Origin of the sequence: Glutamicibacter sp. NPDC087673, assembly GCF_044743255.1 — a bacterium.
GTDB lineage: Bacteria > Actinomycetota > Actinomycetes > Actinomycetales > Micrococcaceae > Glutamicibacter.
In genome coordinates this window covers 229674-247239 of record NZ_JBIUWB010000006.1, presented here as the reverse complement: position 1 = coordinate 247239, position 17566 = coordinate 229674, and the positions used below count along the sequence as shown (strand labels likewise).

The 17566-nt window shown below is 62.2% G+C and carries 20 protein-coding genes; 11 read left to right on the top strand and 9 right to left on the bottom strand.

The genetic code is table 11. The features are described from left to right. Positions 1-179: 179 nt before the first annotated feature. Genes ACIOTL_RS15400 through ACIOTL_RS15390 form a run of 3 tightly spaced genes read left to right on the top strand, consistent with a single transcriptional unit; the run spans position 180 to position 1519 of the window. Complete coding sequence (locus ACIOTL_RS15400; RefSeq protein ID WP_400290915.1) at positions 180-632, top strand: MarR family winged helix-turn-helix transcriptional regulator; 453 nt, start codon at positions 180-182, stop codon at positions 630-632. A gap of 34 nt (positions 633-666) precedes the next feature. Beyond that, positions 667-1089: an organic hydroperoxide resistance protein gene (locus tag ACIOTL_RS15395; RefSeq protein WP_105658061.1), complete on the top strand. Its 423-nt coding sequence runs from the start codon at positions 667-669 to the stop codon at positions 1087-1089. Beyond that, the gene (locus tag ACIOTL_RS15390) at positions 1082-1519 is read left to right on the top strand and encodes a DoxX family membrane protein (protein ID WP_332728521.1); all 438 of its coding nucleotides are present in this window, start codon (positions 1082-1084) and stop codon (positions 1517-1519) included. Before ACIOTL_RS15395 ends, ACIOTL_RS15390 begins: the two co-directional genes overlap by 8 nt. A 71-nt stretch (positions 1520-1590) precedes the next feature. On the opposite strand, the gene ACIOTL_RS15385 is transcribed toward ACIOTL_RS15390, so the two are convergent. Together ACIOTL_RS15385 and ACIOTL_RS15380 are read right to left on the bottom strand one after the other, a co-directional pair. Further along, the gene (locus ACIOTL_RS15385; RefSeq protein WP_400343388.1) at positions 1591-2385 is read right to left on the bottom strand and encodes a hypothetical protein; all 795 of its coding nucleotides are present in this window, start codon (positions 2383-2385) and stop codon (positions 1591-1593) included. Next, positions 2382-3305 (bottom strand): ATP-binding cassette domain-containing protein, encoded by a 924-nt coding sequence (locus tag ACIOTL_RS15380; RefSeq protein ID WP_400343386.1) that lies wholly within the window; start codon positions 3303-3305, stop codon positions 2382-2384. The genes ACIOTL_RS15385 and ACIOTL_RS15380 overlap by 4 nt, the downstream gene beginning before the upstream one ends. Positions 3306-3445: 140 nt before the next feature. Here ACIOTL_RS15380 and ACIOTL_RS15375 point away from each other — a divergent pair, with 140 nt between their 5' ends. Beyond that, the gene (locus ACIOTL_RS15375; RefSeq protein ID WP_400343384.1) at positions 3446-4795 is read left to right on the top strand and encodes a sensor histidine kinase; all 1350 of its coding nucleotides are present in this window, start codon (positions 3446-3448) and stop codon (positions 4793-4795) included. 15 nt (positions 4796-4810) lie between these two features. Then, positions 4811-5488: a response regulator gene (locus ACIOTL_RS15370; protein ID WP_400343381.1), complete on the top strand. Its 678-nt coding sequence runs from the start codon at positions 4811-4813 to the stop codon at positions 5486-5488. Here ACIOTL_RS15370 and soxR read toward each other — a convergent pair. Further along, on the bottom strand, positions 5469-5978 hold the full coding sequence (gene soxR / locus ACIOTL_RS15365) for a redox-sensitive transcriptional activator SoxR (RefSeq protein ID WP_400343379.1): 510 nt from the start codon (positions 5976-5978) through the stop codon (positions 5469-5471). The two genes, ACIOTL_RS15370 and soxR, sit on opposite strands and share 20 nt — an antisense overlap. Before the next feature lie 87 nt (positions 5979-6065). Here soxR and ACIOTL_RS15360 point away from each other — a divergent pair, with 87 nt between their 5' ends. From ACIOTL_RS15360 to ACIOTL_RS15340, 5 genes are all read left to right on the top strand, one after another. Continuing rightward, the gene (locus ACIOTL_RS15360; protein ID WP_105658054.1) at positions 6066-6299 is read left to right on the top strand and encodes a hypothetical protein; all 234 of its coding nucleotides are present in this window, start codon (positions 6066-6068) and stop codon (positions 6297-6299) included. A gap of 200 nt (positions 6300-6499) precedes the next feature. Further along, the gene (locus ACIOTL_RS15355; protein WP_400343375.1) at positions 6500-7633 is read left to right on the top strand and encodes an LLM class flavin-dependent oxidoreductase; all 1134 of its coding nucleotides are present in this window, start codon (positions 6500-6502) and stop codon (positions 7631-7633) included. Next, the gene (locus tag ACIOTL_RS15350; protein ID WP_105658053.1) at positions 7617-8075 is read left to right on the top strand and encodes a MarR family winged helix-turn-helix transcriptional regulator; all 459 of its coding nucleotides are present in this window, start codon (positions 7617-7619) and stop codon (positions 8073-8075) included. The genes ACIOTL_RS15355 and ACIOTL_RS15350 overlap by 17 nt, the downstream gene beginning before the upstream one ends. A gap of 123 nt (positions 8076-8198) precedes the next feature. Further along, on the top strand, positions 8199-8882 hold the full coding sequence (locus ACIOTL_RS15345; RefSeq protein WP_105661090.1) for a hypothetical protein: 684 nt from the start codon (positions 8199-8201) through the stop codon (positions 8880-8882). Between the two features lie 109 nt (positions 8883-8991). Continuing rightward, entirely contained in the window at positions 8992-9585 is a 594-nt protein-coding gene (locus tag ACIOTL_RS15340) for a dihydrofolate reductase family protein (RefSeq protein ID WP_400343372.1), read from the top strand. 13 nt (positions 9586-9598) lie between these two features. Here the strand turns inward: ACIOTL_RS15340 and ACIOTL_RS15335 are convergent, their stop codons facing one another. Continuing rightward, the gene (locus ACIOTL_RS15335; protein WP_105658050.1) at positions 9599-10075 is read right to left on the bottom strand and encodes an SRPBCC domain-containing protein; all 477 of its coding nucleotides are present in this window, start codon (positions 10073-10075) and stop codon (positions 9599-9601) included. 69 nt (positions 10076-10144) lie between these two features. Beyond that, positions 10145-10654 carry a GNAT family N-acetyltransferase gene (locus ACIOTL_RS15330; RefSeq protein WP_400343371.1) on the bottom strand — a complete coding sequence of 170 codons (510 nt, stop codon included), beginning with the start codon at positions 10652-10654 and terminating at the stop codon, positions 10145-10147. Positions 10655-11103: 449 nt separating this feature from the next. Between ACIOTL_RS15330 and ACIOTL_RS15325 the strand changes: the two genes are divergently transcribed. Beyond that, positions 11104-12531 (top strand): D-alanyl-D-alanine carboxypeptidase family protein, encoded by a 1428-nt coding sequence (locus tag ACIOTL_RS15325; RefSeq protein WP_400343369.1) that lies wholly within the window; start codon positions 11104-11106, stop codon positions 12529-12531. A gap of 65 nt (positions 12532-12596) precedes the next feature. Here the strand turns inward: ACIOTL_RS15325 and ACIOTL_RS15320 are convergent, their stop codons facing one another. The 4 genes from ACIOTL_RS15320 to nadA are packed head-to-tail and all read right to left on the bottom strand — an operon-like array spanning position 12597 to position 17522. After that, positions 12597-13739: a cysteine desulfurase family protein gene (locus ACIOTL_RS15320; RefSeq protein WP_400343367.1), complete on the bottom strand. Its 1143-nt coding sequence runs from the start codon at positions 13737-13739 to the stop codon at positions 12597-12599. Then, complete coding sequence (nadC, locus tag ACIOTL_RS15315) at positions 13736-14602, bottom strand: carboxylating nicotinate-nucleotide diphosphorylase (protein WP_400343365.1); 867 nt, start codon at positions 14600-14602, stop codon at positions 13736-13738. Before nadC ends, ACIOTL_RS15320 begins: the two co-directional genes overlap by 4 nt. Next, a complete protein-coding gene (locus tag ACIOTL_RS15310; RefSeq protein ID WP_400343363.1) occupies positions 14599-16242 on the bottom strand; it encodes an L-aspartate oxidase in 1644 nt (547 codons plus the stop codon). Before ACIOTL_RS15310 ends, nadC begins: the two co-directional genes overlap by 4 nt. Continuing rightward, on the bottom strand, positions 16239-17522 hold the full coding sequence (gene nadA / locus ACIOTL_RS15305; protein WP_400343362.1) for a quinolinate synthase NadA: 1284 nt from the start codon (positions 17520-17522) through the stop codon (positions 16239-16241). The genes ACIOTL_RS15310 and nadA overlap by 4 nt, the downstream gene beginning before the upstream one ends. Between the last annotated feature and the right edge of the window lie 44 nt (positions 17523-17566).

Below are 17566 nucleotides of genomic sequence, written 5' to 3'. Positions count from 1 at the left end.
GCCGGCGGGACAAGATCCCTGCTGGTGCTCCGACACGTCGCTTTCCGCGATTCCAGTGCCGGTCCGGCTCCAATTCCAAATCCGATTCCAAGCCCCCGTTCTGCGCTCCGCGCAGCGCCGTGCCTGGCGAATCAATAATTTAAGTTGCGCACAATTGAATTGCGTGCAATCATTATTCCATGGCAATAGTTGACGACATGGTGTGCTTCTCCCTCTACTCGGCCAGCCGGGCCACCACCCGCGCATATACCGAGCTGCTCGCCCCTTGGCAGCTGACTTACACCCAGTACCTGGTGCTCGTTGCACTGTGGTCCGAAGGCGATAAGCCGGTGCGCGAAATCGGCGAGATGCTCCAGCTGGACTCCGGGACCCTGTCCCCGCTGCTGCGCCGGCTGGAACAGAAGGACTTCATCGAACGCCAACGCGATGACAAGGACAGCCGCGTCGTCAACGTCCGCCTGACCCCCGCTGGCGTATCCCTGCGCAAAGAACTGGCGCATATCCCGGCGCAGATCGCCTGCGGCACCGGGTTGCCGGATATGGAAAGCGCCAAAGCGCTGCTGGCATCCCTGCACCGCATCACCGCCTCCATGCAGCAAATCCCCGCTCCCGACCAACCCTCCGGAAAATAGCTACCAGATTTCCCCCTCATCGAAAGGCAGTTTCATGGAAACCCTGTACACCGCTGAATCCCTGTCCACCGGCCAAGGCCGCGAAGGCCGCGTCCAGACCCCGGACGGCAAGCTCGATCTGGCCCTGGCCTCCCCGGCAGAGCTGGGCGGCTCGGGAGCCGGCACCAACCCGGAACAGCTGTTCGCAGCGGGCTACGCCGCCTGCTTCCACTCGGCATTGAATATGGTGGCGCGCGGCCGCAAGGTCAAGATCGAGGACTCCAGCGTCGGCGGCCGAGTCCACCTGAACCGCGACGGAGAGAACGGGTTCAAGCTCTCGGTTGAGCTGGAAGTCATCATTCCCGGCATGGAACCTGCGCTGGCCCAGGAACTGGCCGACGCGGCCCACCAGGTCTGCCCCTACTCCAATGCCACCCGCGGCAACATCGATGTCCTTGTCAGCGTCAGCGATGACTAGGTCTCCCGCGGCGAAGCCCCTGGGATTTGCCCGGCACGGCGCAAGGATTGCGCTCGGGGCATTCCTGGTCTTCGCCGGGGTCAGCCACCTGACCTTTGCCCGCGAGGAATTCCGCGCCCAGGTCCCGGACTTCGTCCCGCTGGATCCGGACCTGACGGTCATCCTTTCCGGTGTCGCCGAAATCGGCCTGGGACTTTCCTTGCTGGCGCTGCTCAAGAAGCGGGTCGCCGTAGGCTGGATCGCCGCGCTCTTCTTCGTCGCGGTGTTCCCCGGCAATCTCGCCCAGTGGCAGGAGGGACGCGACGCGTTCGGCCTGGACACCGACGGGAAACGGCTTGCCCGGCTCTTCTTCCAGCCAGCGCTGGTAGCGCTCGCCCTATGGAGCACCGCCGCATGGCGGGACCGGGCCCAGCTTCGGTCCAAGGCCTAGCAACTTCAGCCACGTGCGCACAGCGGGGTATCGGGCATCATGCCCGATACCCCGCTGTGCGCTGCCTGCGGCTAGGCGTCGCGCCGCTTCAGCGAAACATATCCGGCTCCTAGCAGGGCCACGGCCCAGCCTGCCAGCACCAGCAGCGCCGCTGCCGGCCCATAGGGTTCGGTGGCGCCGGTGGCCATGAACGTCGCCGCATTGCTGGGCAGGTAGTCGGCCACCGTCTGCACCCATGAGAAGGGAATCAGCTGCAGGATCTGCGGCAGCCCGATCACCAGCATGATCGCCGAGACGATCGCCCCGGCCGAATTCCGGCACAGCAACCCGAGCCCGAGCACCATCAAGCTCAGCAGCGCCAGGTAGATTCCGGCGCCCACGCAGGCCGAAACCAGATCGGAGAAGGTGAAGGTACCATACGGCCCCGCGCTGAGCGCTGCCGGGATGGTGCCCACGCCGATCAACGCCACCCCGGCAGCGAAACCGAGCCCGGAGAGCAGCAGCGACTTCGCTGCCAGCAGCAGCCCGCGGCGCGGTACCGCTTGCAAGGAGGTGGTGATGGTGCCGCTGGAGTACTCGCTGGTGATGTGCAGGGCCGCGGCGGCAGCGAAAAACAGCTGGCCGAATTGCAGGGTTGCGAAAACCATCAGCGGGGCGGGCATCGCCGTGTCGAAGCCATTGTCCCCGCTGGCTTTCGCACTGGCACCCAGCAGCCACCCCAGGGCGATGGAAAACGCGATTCCCAAGGCATAAAGCCAGAGCAGCGAACGCAGCCCGAAGAATTTAGCGGCCTCGGCGCGGGCCGCCGGCAGCAGCCCTGCGCCCGGGTATCCGGATGCGGACTCTTTGATCTGCAGCGTGCTCATTTGCTTCCCGCTCCCCTAGCTGATTCGGCGGAGTACTCCACCATGCCATGCGTCAATTGGTTGTAGGCGTTTTCCAGCGATCCGTGGGCAACGCTCAGTTCATGCAGCTCGATGCCATGGGCGAAGGCCAGCGCGCCGACATTTTCCAGCGGCAGGCCGACGATCTCCAGCCGGTCCTCGCCAGCGTTCAGCTCGATGCCCGGTTGCTGCAGGAGCCCGGCGAGCGCCGCGAGCTGCGGCGAGCGCACCGTAATGACCTGCTGGGTGAATTGCCTGATCAGCTCCCTGGTGGGGGCTTGGGCGATCAGCTCTCCACGGCCGATCAGGATCAGCTGGTCCGCGACCTGCTGCACCTCGCTCATCAGGTGGCTGGAGACGAAGACGGTCCCGCCGCGATCCGCCCGGGCGCGCAGCAGCTGCCTGATCCAGACGATCCCTTCGGCGTCCAGCCCGTTCATCGGCTCGTCCAGGACCAGGATCTCGGGGTCGCCCAGCAGCGCTGCGGCGATGCCCAGGCGCTGGCGCATGCCCAGGGAGAATCCGCCGATCCGCTGGGTGCCCACGGACTGCAGCCCGACGTCGGCCAGTACCTCATCCACCCGGGTTGCCGGGATCCAGTTGCTTTGCGCCAGGGATGCGAGGAAGGTGCGCGGGGTGTGCCCCGGGTGCCCCGCCGTGCCGCAGATGTGCGCTCCGAGAACCTGCAGCGGGTAGCGCAGCTGCGCGTAGGGAACCGAATTGACCAGTGCCCGCCCGCTGCTTGGCGCGTCCAGTCCGAGGATCATCCGCATGGTGGTCGATTTGCCGGCCCCGTTGGGTCCGAGGAATCCGGTCACCTGCCCGGGTTCTATGGTGGCGGTCAGCGCATTGACGGCGCGGGTGGCGCCGAAGTCCTTGCTCAGCGCTTCAAGTGCGATCATGGTGTGCTCCTTTGGTTCTGCGCTCAACCCTAGGATTCGCCCGGGCTGCCGCGCACCGGCTGGAAGTCGGCCATCGCGCGGCCCCGAACCCCTACCTTGGTCGGTGTCTGGCTGCGTCGATTCTGCGTAGCATGTTGATCATGACTACCTCGTGGAAGCAGCCGGTCCTGTTGCTGCTGCTGGCACTGTGCGCCTATCTGGTTCCCATCTCCACGAACGGGGCTTGGGTTGTGCTCGCTCCCCTGGCCGCGGCCTGCAGCTACCTGGCCGGACGGCATGTGTCCGCGCTGGCCCATGGATTGCTGGCCCTCGGGGCAGGGACGCTGGCCGCCGGGGTGACGCTGGCATGGTCCTCGCACCTGAGCCTGCTGGCCTTCGCACTGAATATCCTTACCGGCCTGGTGCTTTTCGCGTTGCTGCCCTGGTGGGCGGGCCGGGCGCGGCGCAATGCGGTGCTGTTCCGCAGCCAGGAGCGCCGGCATGTGGTGGTGCAAGCCGAGCTGCGGGAAAGGGCGCGCATTGCCGAAGCCATGCATGACCAGCTGGGCCATGATCTGGCGCTGCTGGCGCTGTCCACCGGCGGGCTGCAGGTGTCCTTGGAACAGGGCAGGCCGGCCTACGAACTGGCAAAGCGGATCCGCGAGCAGGCCGATGAGTCCATCGAGCATCTGCACCAGATCATCGGGGTGCTGCACGAGGACGGCGAACAAGCGCCGCTGGGCCCGGCAGGTTCATCGCTGGAGCAGCTGGTCGAACAGGCCCGGGCCAAGGGCATGACGATCAATTTCTCCCGGAAGGGCCCCTCGCCCCAGGCCCCCGGATCCATCCGGTGGGCCGCGGTGCTGCGCCAGGTGGCCCAGGAGGCGTTGACCAATGCGGCGAAGTACGCGCCGCACGCCGAGGTGGACCTCGATCTCGATACGCGCTCGGAGCAGGCGGTGCTAAGCATTTCCAATCCGCTGCATGGCCCCCTGCTTCCCAGCCGGGTTGGGGCCACTGGGATAGCTTCGCTGCGCGGCACCCTCGAAGCCGCCGGAGGCTCGCTGGCGGTGCACCGCACCAAGGAGCGTTTCGAACTGCGCGCTTCCATTGCCCAGGCATCCCCGTACCCGGCGCCTGCCGGGGTGCATCCGCCGGTGAAGCGCACGAGCACCTCGATGCTGGTGCTGATGCCGGTCCTCGCCGTCACGGTGATTGCCGCGGCCCTGCTGCTGTTGCAGCATGCCACCTACCAGGCCACCGCCCTGCACCCCTCGGACTTCCAGAAGCTCTCGGTGGGCATGGACGCACGGCAGGTTGCTTCGCTGGTCCACGCCCCGGGCCTGGATGAGCCGCTTCCCGTGATCGACGAGCCGGCACGGCCAGGGGATGCGCAGTGCCGCTACTATGCGGCCCGGACCGGGCTGCTGGATCTGGGCAGCGAGATGTTCCGCCTGTGCTTCACCGAAAACGTACTGGTTTCCACCGACCACCTCTACCCCGCCGGCTAGCCAAAGGAACTGCAGATGAGCATGGATACGCCCGTCAGCGTCCTGCTGGTGGATGACGATGCGCTGATCCGCGCCGGACTGCGCGCAATCCTGTCCAGCGACCCGGGCATCCTCATTGCCGGGGAAGCGGAGAACGGTGTGCGCGCCATCGAGCTGGCCGCGCGCCTGGACCCCTCGGTGATCCTGATGGATATCCGCATGCCGCAACTCGACGGACTGGGAGCCATGGAAGCCATCCTGGGCCAGGCTCCGGAATCCAAGGTGCTGGTCCTGACCACCTTCGGCGAGGAGGAATACATCGACCGGGCCATGTCCGGCGGAGCCTGCGGATTCATGCTCAAGAGCTCGGGACCCGAGGAACTGCTCGGCGCCATCCATGCGGTGGCTGAAGGCGCCGCGGCGCTCTCCCCGCGCATTGCCCGGAGGGTGATCGATAAGGTGCGCGGGATCGACACCGCCGCGCAGGCCCGGGCCCGGTCCCTGGTCCACGGCTTGACCGTGCGCGAACGCGAGGTCCTGGCGCTGGTGGGCCAGAGCCTGTCCAATGCGGAGATTGCCGCCCGGCTGGTGCTCACCGAGGCGACAGTCAAGGGGCATATGACCGCAATCCTGCTCAAGCTCGGTGCGCGCAACCGCGTGGAGGCCGCCCTGATTGCCTATCAGGGCGGAATCGTCACTCCACGGCGCCGGTAACCCCGTGGTTGGAGTTCGCATCGAGTTTGCGGATCCAGCGAGAGCCTTCGCCTTCCGCGGCGGCCTCGTCTCCGGGGTTGACCAGCGAGCAATTCTTGATCGACAGGCATCCGCAGCCGATGCATCCATCCAGCGAATCCCGCAGCGATTCGAGCTGGAGCATGCGGCGATCGATGATCTGCTTCCAATGCGTGCTGAGCTGTTCCCATTCACTCTGCCGCGGCACCCGGTCTTCGGGCAGCTCGCCCAACGTGCCGGCGATTTCAGCCAGGGTCAGGCCCACGCGCTGGCCAGCAGCGATAATCGCCAGCCTGCGCAGCGTGTGCTTGGGGAACACGCGCATGTTCCCGTTGGTCCGCGTGGAGAAAATCAGGTTCCGCGACTCGTAGTACCTGATCGCGGCCACTGATACTCCCGCGCGCCGAGCGAGATCCCCGATGCCTAATTGGCTTTTCCTTGTTGGAACTGCGGAGTGGCTGGAGGATGTCATATGAGAAATTATTCAGGTCCGGCCGCTTGACCTCAAGTTAGCTGGAGCCTGTTGGCTGTCGTATGAACTTCTACGAAAGGCCAACTCATGAACGCAACCCAGATTCCGCCATGCACCATCCTGCTCGCTCGCATCCAGGAGCAGCAATCCGGTACGGATACCGGATCCGCGCTGACCGCGCGCCAGCTGCGACGGGCTTTGCGCCAGTTGCGCAAGCACAGGCGCAATTGCCGGTGCGCGCCAGGGCAGCCCTCTTTGGAACCGGCCCACGAGCAAGGCAACTTGTTCTGGGGTGCAGGTTTCATCCCCACCCGCCGTTGACTCATTGCTCATTGACTCATTGCCCATTGACTCATTGCACGTTGCCGGCAGTGCGGCGGGCACCCGCCGGACGGTGCACCCCAGGAAGAAAGATCTCCGAGGAGCCCGGGAATATTTGACGCATCAACTTGTTATTACATGCATACGCATATAAATTGGTGGCAGGACATAACGCTTGCACCAGGAAAACAGGAGTGGACATGCAATTCGGAGTATTCTCAGTCAGCGACATCACCCGCGACCCAACTACCGGCCGCATCTCTACCGAAAAAGAGCGCATCGACGCATCGGTGGCGATCGCCAAGAAGGTCGAAGAAATCGGCATGGACGTCTACGCCATCGGCGAGCACCACAACCGCCCGTTCTTCTCCTCCTCCCCTACCACCACGCTGGCCTACATTGCCGCCCAGACCGAGCGCATCATCCTTTCCACCACGACCACGCTGATCACCACCAATGACCCGGTGAAGATCGCCGAGGACTTCGCCATGCTCCAGCACCTGGCAGATGGCCGAGTGGACCTGGTTCTGGGCCGCGGCAACACAGGGCCGGTCTACCCATGGTTCGGCAAGAACATGCAGGACTCGGTCAACCTGACCGTGGAGAACTACCACCTGCTGCGCCGCCTGTGGGATGAGGACGTGGTGAACTGGGAAGGCACGTTCCGCACCCCGCTGCAGAACTTCACCTCGACCCCGCGCCCGCTCGATGACGTGGCACCATTCGTCTGGCACGGATCAATCCGCACCCCGCAGGTAGCAGAAATCGCCGCCTACTACGGTGACGGCTTCTTCGCCAACAACATCTTCTGGCCAAAGGAGCACTACCAGCAGCTGATCAACCTGTACCGCGAGCGCTACGAGCACTATGGGCACGGACGCGCCGACCAGGCCGTGGTTGGCCTGGGCGGCCAGTTCTACATGGCCAAGGATTCCCAGCAGGCAGTCAAGGAATTCCGCCCGTACTTCGATAACGCCCCGGTCTACGGCCATGGCCCGTCGTTGGAAGACTTCACCTCCCAGACCCCGCTGACCGTTGGCTCCCCGCAGCAGGTGCTGGAGAAGACGCTGTCCTTCCAGGAGTACTTCGGCAGCTACCAGCGACAGCTGTTCCTCATCGACCATGCCGGCCTGCCGCTGAAGACCGTGCTGAACCAGCTGGACCTGTTCGGCGAGTACGTACTGCCTGAACTGCGCAAGGAAATGGATTCCCGGGCACCGAATGACCTTACCCCGGCTCCTACCCATGCGGGATTGGTTGCTGCTCGCGACGCTAAACTGGAAGCTGAGCAAGCAAACACCAAGGAGCCTGTAGCAAGTGACCGGGACCAGTAATCCAGCAGCCTCATTGAAGGTCGCCACCGATGCCTGGGAGGCTCTTTTCCGGGCACAGGTGGCGGTCATGCGCCAGATCACCGCAATGCCGGAGTTCGGCAAGCTGTCCATGCGCGAGTACGACGTGCTGTTCAACTTGCGCACCTGCCCCGGTGGCAAAAGCCGGATGGTAGACCTGAACAAGCAGTTGCTGATTTCGCAGCCCAGCCTCAGCCGCATGGTCACCCGATTGGAAGACCAGGGGCTGGTAGTTCGCGAGGCCGACCCGGATGACCACCGTGCCATGCAGCTCTCGCTGACCGAGGCAGGCCGCAAGCTCCAGCAGGAAATCGGAAGGGAGCACGTCAAGCATCTGCACAATTTGCTGGGCACCGCACTGACCGAAGAAGAATTCCATGAGTTGGAACGCTTGAGCACCAAACTGCGTGAAGCGGTGCAGTAGCTTTTGCCCCCAGCCCGGAAGGACATGCCATAGGCAGCTCCTTCCGGGCTCCCGGGCATTCCATGGGATTAAATTGATTCAGCATCAACTGTTCAATCACGGCGCACAGAAGGCAGAACACTCTTGAAGGACGAAAAGCTATTCAGCTTGGAAGAAGCTGCCAGCACCCTTGGCGTAGAAACCAAGGAGTTGCGCAGCTATCTGCGCCAGCATCGTCCCAAGGGCGCCATCCAGAAGCCGCCTCAGCCAGGTGGCAACTGGCATGTCTCCGCCGCTTTGCAGACCCAACTTCAGTTCGCCGGCGCGCCGGGGCTGGAAATTTCCCTCACGCCCATTGACGACCAGGTCATTGAATCCCTGGACTGGTCGCCGTGGGACTCCTTTGAAGCCACCGCCGACTCGGCGCCAGTGGCCCCGGGCGTCTACATGTTCCGCCGCGCGGGCGCCTCGGACCATGAGCCAATCTACGTGGGCCAGGCTGGCGAACGCAGCGGCAAGGGACTTCGCGGAAGACTGAAGATCTATTCCAGCGGCCAGGGCGCGACCTCCGGCATGGGCAAGTACGCTTTTGACGAAGGACTAGCGGATCCCCAGTGGCTACGGGACCTGGCAATCGAGGCGGACCGCGGTGAATCCCGCTCAATCCAGCAAGTAGCACGCCTGGCCATTGACCGCTTGAATCTTGAAGGCCGGTGGGTCACCTGCATCCACCGCAAGGCGGCCCTGCTCCTGGAAGCAGCGCTGATCCGGAAATACCACTTGTCGCTGTGGAATGTTGCCGGTGCGCCAAAAGACGTGGAGAGCTAGGCGTCTGGGTGCATTGTCCCGAACCTGGGCTTGATTCTGCCTCCGGGCAGGTTCATTGTAGGAGTAGCCACTCTCCCGCCGGCATGTAGGTTGAATCGAGGCATTTGCCATGGGCTCGGTAGTTTGCGATGTCACCGTCTCCCTGGACGGATTCTGCGCTGGACCTAATCAGAGCATGGATAACCCGCTGGGCGAGGGAGCCGAAGCCCTGCACCGCTGGCAGTTTGAGCGCCTCGACGAGAACCAGGCGGAAATATCCGCTATTACCCAGGCCTCGGCTTTCATCATGGGGAGCAAGATGTTCGGCCCTCCAGCCGGTGAGGAAAACGCCGACTGGATCGGGTGGTGGGGAGAGACCCCTCCGTACCATGCCCCGGTCTTCGTGCTCAGCCACCATCCGAAGCCGATGCTCTGCCTGGAGGGCGGGACCAGCTTCCAATTCGTCCCCGATGGGATCGAGGAAGCCCTCGCCGAAGCCCAGGAAGCGGCGGGAGAGAATCCAGTGGCCATCGCCGGTGGAGCAAACACCATTGTGCAGTTCTTGCGAGCCGGCCTCATTGACGAGCTGCGGCTGCATATCGCGCCCATCCGCCTCGGGCATGGCGAACCGATCAGCGTTGAAGATATAGAAACGCATATGGACCGCGTGTCACGGCGCGAAACGACGCTTGCCACGCACGTCTACTACCAGTGCCGCCGCTAGCTGCCGATCCCGGCTATTTGTAGAACCCCTCGCGGAGGTTGATCCCGTATTCCAGCCACGCCTTCATCGCGGCCAGCATCCCGGTCCAGCCCTCGCAATTCCCAAAGGCAGCCTTGGCTCCTTCGGACGTCGCCACCCAGCTGGCCTCGCTGATGGTCACCTTGGTTCGGGTGCTGTCTTCCAGTGAAGCGAATTCGAACGTCACGGTATTCATGCCATCGGCAGCAGTGGATTGCTGGCCGCCCCATTGCAGGACAATACGCTTTGGCTCTTCCACTTCCACGATCTTGACCGGGAACGGGCCGGGGAAATCATGGAAGTCCCAGGTCACGGTGGCACCGTTTTCCATGTGCCCGGATGCTCCGCCGGTAGTGAAGTAATGGGAAAGCTGTTCTGGATCAGCCACAGCTTCGTATACTTGCCTGATCGATTTGGAAATGATTCCCGACACGGTGAAGGACAGTTCGCGAAGCTCTTCATGTGGTTCCATAAGACAGGTTTACGCCCGAAGAGCACTAGTGACAATAGATATGGGAAAATTCCCAGCGAAAATTAGCGTTTAGACACCAAACGGCTTGGCATAGCGGTAGTTGCCGCGCGGCAGGCGGTTATCGTCGAAGACCCGCACCATGAAGTGCTCGCCCCATGAGGTGCGCGTAGGCAGGATCCCGCGACCTTGCGCCGCTTCGTAGCCGAAGCGGCGGTAGTAGCCAGGGGCGCCCAGCAGAACGATACCGCTGATGCTTTCTTGCTCGGCCCTGTCATGAATTTCTTGCATCAGGATCGACCCGACACCTTGGTGCTGGTATTCCGGGGCGACAGCTAGCGGGCCAAGTCCCAGCAAGGGTTCCCCATTCACTTCTCCCCATGTAGCGATGACGTGCCCAATGACCGTTGTGTCATCCAGGGCAACGATTGAGAAACGGTTATCGTACTGGTCGCAGTCGAATAGACGCTGCAGCAGTCCGACTTCCTCAGGCTCAACCATCGGATCGATGCCGGAGAACGCAGCATGGGTTATTGCATACACCGCAGCTCGGTCATCGAAGACTTCTGGACGGATACGCATGCACGCAAACCTACCAAATCTCGCCGAGCTAGAAAAATTGGCCCTTCGTGTTCTTCCACCAACTTGACTCCAGGAACGGGGCATTTTCCTGGCGGCTGGCGTGAGGATTGCGACTTCTTGCAAGCAAAGTTCAGCGAGCATTTTCCCAGGCCGCGCTCCTTGCGGCACGCCTGGCCGACTGGAAAACCCAGTTGCGAAGACCCTGCGGCCATGGCCCCGGGAAAACTTGCGGTGCCTCAAGTGGGAGGCCGTTTATCCATAGCCGCACCGCCAGCAGCCACTGGTTGCCGGCACCTGGCGCCAAGGGCGGAATTGCCCCGCTAGTTGATTCAAAAGATGGGCCCAACGAGACCATTCCTTCTCTAACGTTTGCAGTAACGTCTTGAACGAGTCATGGATAGATGATGGAATGATGGTCGCATCGCTTGTCACCTCTATCGGAGAGTTCCATGAAACTGCCTCGGGCGTTCAAGACTTCAATGGCTGCCGTCCTGTCGGCCGCACTGCTTGCAACAGTGCTTCCGGCAACCCCGGCACTAGCCGCAGCCCCTGCCCCAGCAACTTCAGCGGTACAGGCTCAGGCACTGGCAGTTAATAGCGGACTGCAGATTGCCGCCAAGAAAATCCAGCGCAATCCGAGCAAGGATGACGTCTTCGTCAACAAGAAGTACCCGCTCAGTCCCGTTAAGTACGCACCGAAGACGGTAGCGGTCAAGGGCACCAACGTCCGGCTGAAGTCCTCGGCGGCCAAGGCCTACACCAAGATGGCCAAGGCAGCTGCGAAGGACGGTGTCAAGATCCGGGCTGTCAGCGGTTATCGTTCATACAACCGCCAGGCTGAGCTGTTCAACTACTACACCCGCATCTATGGCAAGAGCTACGCTTCACGCATCTCCGCTGTACCGGGCACCAGCGAGCACCAAACTGGCCTGGCCATTGACGTGGGAAATGCCAACGGCGCTTGCGGTTTGCAGGCCTGCTTCGCCAACACTCCCGTGGGCAAGTGGGTCGGCAAGAACGCACACAAATACGGCTTCATCATGCGATACCAGAAGGGCCAGGAATCCGTTACGGGCTACTCCTACGAGCCGTGGCACTTCCGCTACCTGGGTACCTCCTTGGCCAAGAGCGTGAAGAACTCTGGCGCCAAGAGCCTCGAAGCCTACTATGGGGTTTCAGGCAAGAAAGCCAAGAGCACTCCCAAGCAGACCAAGGGCACAGCGCGGACCACCGCGAATCTGAATATGCGCACCGGGGCAGGCGCCGGGAACCGACTATTGCTGACCATCCCGAAAGGCAAGAGCGTCCAACTGACCGGATCCAAGAAGTCCGGTTGGTACCAGGTTCGCTACAGCTCGAAAACCGGTTGGGTATCGGGCAAGTATCTGAAGAACATCTCGATGCCGGCAGCACCGAAGAAGGATTCGAAGAAGAGCTCGCCTCAGAAGAGCACCAGCAATGCCAAGTCTGCCAAGACCACTGCGAACTTGAATATGCGTGCCGGGGCAGGCACCAGCCATCGCGTCGTGCTGACTATTCCGAATGGCAAGAAGCTCGCCATTCGCGGCGCAAAGAAGTCCGGCTGGTACCCGGTGAAGTACGCAGGGAAGAATGGCTGGGTCTCGGGCACCTACCTGAGCAATTTCTCCTCCACCGGGACTGCACCGAAGACCACCAAGCCCAAGAGCTCAAAGTCCTCGTCCAAGAAGACCATCGCGAACCTGAACATGCGCAGTGGCGCGGGAACAGGCAAGCGTGTCATCCTCACTATTCCCAAAGGAAAGACGGTGACCATCCGCGGCTCGAAGAAGTCCGGCTGGTACCCGGTGAAGTATGCCGGGAAGAACGGCTGGGTCTCCGGCACGTACTTGCGCTAGGGCACCGGCATCGGCTGGCTGCAATCCTGCTTCCAAGAACTTTTCTGTTCCGGGAAGCAGGATTTTCAGTTTAAGAGCCCGGAGACGCAGGAAACTACAGCCGAGGCCACCTGGCTGATCTCATTTTCTTTTGCGGTGCGCGTGAACGAAAGACGGACAGCAGTATGGGCCAGTTCTTCTTCATAGCCCATCGCAGTGAGTACCGCCGAAGGATCGGTCGAGCCTGCTGCGCAAGCAGAACCTGAAGAGCATAGGACTCCCCTGCGGGCCAATTCAATCAGCACAGTTTCGCCTGCGGTCTTCGGGAAAACGAAGGAGACTATGCCTCCAACGCGATGGTCCGGATCCCCTGTCAGCTGGACGCTGCCCGGATGCTTGGCATTGAGTTCCTTGAGAATCCGTTCAACCAGGTAAGGGCCAAAGCTTTCGCCCAGTCCTGATTCGCGCTGTGCGGTCGCTGCCTGCAATGCCGCGGCTATGCCCACGGCAGCGGCCGGGTTCTCGGTTCCCGAACGCATTCCGCCCTGCTGTCCGCCACCGTGCAGCAGCGGCACAAAGCGATGCTTAGCGGACAGGTACAGTGCTCCGCTGCCTTTGAGGCTGCCGAGCTTGTGCCCGGAAATGCTCAATGCGTCCACAGCGGCGCACAACGGCTTGAGATCGATCCAGCCGGCGCCCTGCACGGCGTCCGTATGCATGATCGCCCCAGCGTTGCGGGCCAGCTGGGCAACCTGCACAACCGGTTGAATGGTGCCCACTTCATTGTTCACTGCCATCACCGAAACCACGGCAACAGCTGCATCGATCAGCTGGCCGGCCGCATCCAGATCGACCAGCCCCGTGGCCGATACCGGGATGATGCGGTGTTCGAATCCGTGGAATTCAACAAGATACTTGCAGGCTTCCAGTACCGCTGGATGCTCAATGGAACTGGAGACCACAACGCGTCCGCGGGGGTTGGCCAAGGCCGCCCCGATCACGGCAGCATTGGCCCCCTCGGTGCCGCCGGAAGTGAAATAGACTTCCTCAGCTGCCACGCCCAGCTGGCTAGCCACCTGGGTTCTTGCCCAGTCGTTAGCCCGCTTGGCCTGCTGGCCTGCTTCATGCAATGATGCCGGATTGCCGAAATCTTTGGTCAGCAACGGATTGAGCATGTCGAGTACGTCTTGGCGAGGCGGCGCAGTGGATGCGGCATCCATGTAGATCATGCAATAACCATATCCAGTCCAAGGTCAATCGCTTTCACCGAGTGCGTGATGGCCCCCGAGGAAATGACATCAACACCAGCTTCAGCGACAGCCACGACTGTTGCGGCGTTGATATTTCCGCTGGCTTCGACCACCGCTTGCCCGTTGATCAGTTCAATGGCTGCGGGAATGTCCGCCGGATCGAAGTTATCCAGCATGATGATATCCACGCCGGCGGCGAGCACTGCTGGAATCTGCGCGATCGAATCCACTTCAACTTCCATCGACGTGGTGTGCCCCAGCCGCGCACGTACGGATTTCAAAGCCGCCGTAAGCTGCTCTCCGTTATCCAGCAAAGCCAGGTGGTTGTCCTTGGCCATGAAAGCATCCGACAGGTTGTCCCGGTGGTTGACTCCCCCACCGCAGCGCACTGCGTAGCGTTCAAGGACGCGTAGGCCTGGCGTAGTTTTCCGGGTATCGACAATGCGGGCTTTGGTATGCGCAACCAGGCCGACGAGCTCAGCGGTCGCCGTGGCGATGGCACTCATGCGCTGCAGGAGATTGAGCCCCACGCGTTCAGCGGTCAGCAAGCTCGCCGCCGGCCCGGAGACCTTGAGCAAGCTGTCACCGGCGGCAAACGTGTCTCCGTCGGCAATCAGCTGCTCTACCTCAAGCTGCAGATCCACTAGCTGCATTGTCCGGGTGAATACCGCACCTCCGGAGAGTACGCCTGGCTGGCGGGCCTGCACCACAGCAGTCGCTGTCGCACCTTCGGGAACGATGGTCAGCGCGGTGATGTCGCCGCGCGGATTGTCCTCGGCGAGCGCCAGCTCGATGATGCGGTCCATGGCGGCGTTCGGTACCGGATGGGTCGAAGTGTTCACGCGTTCAATTCCTTGCTCAAAAGATTTTCATTGTCCAGCTCGCTTGGGTGCAGTGCCCAGCCATAGCGCACACCCTCATCTGGCTGACTGCTGGTGAATTCCGTTGAATCCAAGCGATGGTGCGCACCCAGGCTTTTGTTGCGTGCCATGGAACCTGCGGCGATGATCCGTGCGGCGATCCACAGGTTGCGCAGTTCCGATTGCTCGCGCGCCGTGGCAGCTACAGGCGCGCTCGTTGCTAGCAGCTGGACCATTTCTTCGAGCTGCACGCCGGTGCGGTAGACGCCAAGTTTGCTGCTGGCTGCCGTTTGCAACTGTTCAAGATCCAGGGGTGCTTGTGGAGTTGGCGCGCTGATCGCACGGACCACCAACCCGCTGATATCGCACCGGGTGTCGGAAGCTTCGCCGGCCATGGCGGCAACGGCGTTCCGCGCAAAAACCATGGCCTCCAGCAAAGAATTGCTGGCTAGGCGGTTGGCACCGTGAACTGTCGTGTTGGCGCATTCGCCAGCCGCATAAAGACCGGGGACAGAGGTTCGTCCTGACGTGTCGGTGTAGATCCCGCCCATGAAGTAGTGCTGGGCCGCTACCACCGGAATCAGGTCATGAGCCATGTCCAGGCCGGCGCCGCCCACGGTGCAATTCGCGAGCTTGGCGGTGATGGATGGGAAACGGCGAGCGAGGAATCCCGCGCCGCGCGTTTCTTCCACGGCCCGCGCATCAAGGTACACCTGGTGCCCGGCTTGGATCTGCTCATGGATGCTTCGGGCCACGACATCACGAGGTGCCAGCTCAGCATCCGGGTGAATTCCAGGCATGAACCGCTGCCCTGCGTCATTGACCAGGATGGCGCCCTCGCCACGGACGGCTTCCGAAACCATCCCGGCTTCGGGATATCGGGCCGGGTCAACCAGCGTTGGGTGGAACTGGACGAATTCGGCATCCGCGATGACAGCACCTGCCCGGGCGGCCAGTCCCAGGCCGTCGGCGGTTGCTCCTCGGGGATTGGTGGTCGCTGAGTACAACTGGCCCAGTCCGCCGGTAGCCAGCAGCACTGCGCTGGACGAGAGCAGCTGCATTGCATCGTGGCGCAAGTAGTGCACCCCTGAGACCCTTCCGTCCTGCAGCTGCAGTTCGGTGGCAAGCGCGTCCTCGATAATACTGAGCTTCTTGGCAGTCTCCAGCTGGCGCACGGCACCAACCAGGGATTGCACCAGTGAAGCGCCGGTGGCATCCCCGTTGATATGCAGAATCCGGTGCGCGCTGTGCGCGGCTTCAAGGCCAAGCTGGTAGGCACCGTCTGCATCGCGGTCAAAGGCCACTGCATAGGATTCCAAAGCCTGCACTAGCTCGTCGCCTGAGGTACACAGGTGTTCCACCGGGCCCACGCCGCAGTGGCCAGCGCCAGCTTTGAGCGTGTCGGCAACGTGTTTGGACACGGAGTCGCCTTGGGCCATGGATGCTCCGGTAACAGCTGATAGCCCGCCCTGCGCGAGCTCGGAGTTCGAGTCCCCCAGGTTGCCTTTGGTCAGCAATACCGGCTGGATGCCCAGCTCTACGGCTTGCAAGGCAGCGCACAGGCCGGCCACACCGGAGCCGACGATCACCAGCATCTTCGGTTCTTGTTGCCCCTGGCTCATGGCTTGGCAGCTAGCATGCGCTCCAGGGCGATCTTTGCATCCCCCTGCTGTTCCTTCGGCACGGAAATCTGGTTGACCACTCGTCCGGCAACCAGCTCTTCGAGCACCCAGGCAAGGTAGCCCGGGTGGATTCGGTACATCGTGGAGCACGGGCAGATCACCGGGTCCAGGCAGAAGATGTTGTGCTGCGGGTACTGGGCAGCCAAGCGGTTGACCATATTGATTTCGGTGCCGATGGCAAAAGCGGTTGGCTCGGTAGCAGCGGCAATAGCCTTTTGGATGTAGTCGGTAGAGCCTGCTTCATCTGCCGCGTCCACAACTTCCATGGGGCATTCCGGATGCACAATCACGCGCACGCCGGGGAAATCCTCACGCGCCTTGGCGATCTGCGCGGGGTTGAAGCGCTTGTGCACGGAGCAGAAGCCGTGCCACAAAATAACCTTGGCATCGAGCAAGGTGATGGCTTCGTTCCCGCCTAATTCCTTGCGCCGGGTCCACATCGGCATCTGCTCCAGGGAAATGCCCATCGCCTTAGCGGTGTTGCGTCCAAGGTGCTGGTCCGGGAAGAACAGGACACGGCGTCCACGCTCGAAAGCCCACTGAAGAACAGTTGCAGCGTTGGAGGACGTGCAGACCAGTCCGCCGTTGCGACCGACAAAGGCCTTGAGCTCTGCAGAGCAGTTCATGTAGGTCACCGGAATGACCGGCATCCGCCCGCCATCGGCTTCATCCGCATATAGGGCGGTGAGCTCTTCCCAGCACTGTTGCACGCTCGGACCGTCTGCCATGTCCGCCATGGAGCAGCCTGCAGCAAGATTCGGAAGGATCACCGATTGGTCCTCACGGCTGAGAATATCTGCCGTTTCGGCCATGAAGTGCACCCCGCAGAACACGATGGCTTCGGCCTTGTCGCGGGTCAATGCGGCGTTGGCCAGCTGGAAGGAGTCACCCACGAAATCTGCGTACTTCACGACTTCATCGCGCTGGTAGAAGTGCCCGAGGATCACTGCCCTGTCCCCCAGGGTTTCCTTGGCTGCCAAGATGCGGGTATCAAGCTCTGCGTCGCTGGCCTCCAGGTATTCCTCCGGGATCGAACCCTGCACCGGGTAACCAGCTGGAACCGAATCCTCTTGGGAGGCACCTGGCCCGTAGCCCGCAGGGGTGTCCCACGGGTTGGAGGCCAGGTCGGTGGAACAGGTGGAAGCCGGAGCCAGCAGATTGAGCCGAGCGATATTCTGGGCTACCGAGGCGTTGGCGTTGTCAGTGATTTGGGTGCTCATGGGTTCGTCCGTTTCTTGCAGGATGACGGTGAAAAGTATGGATG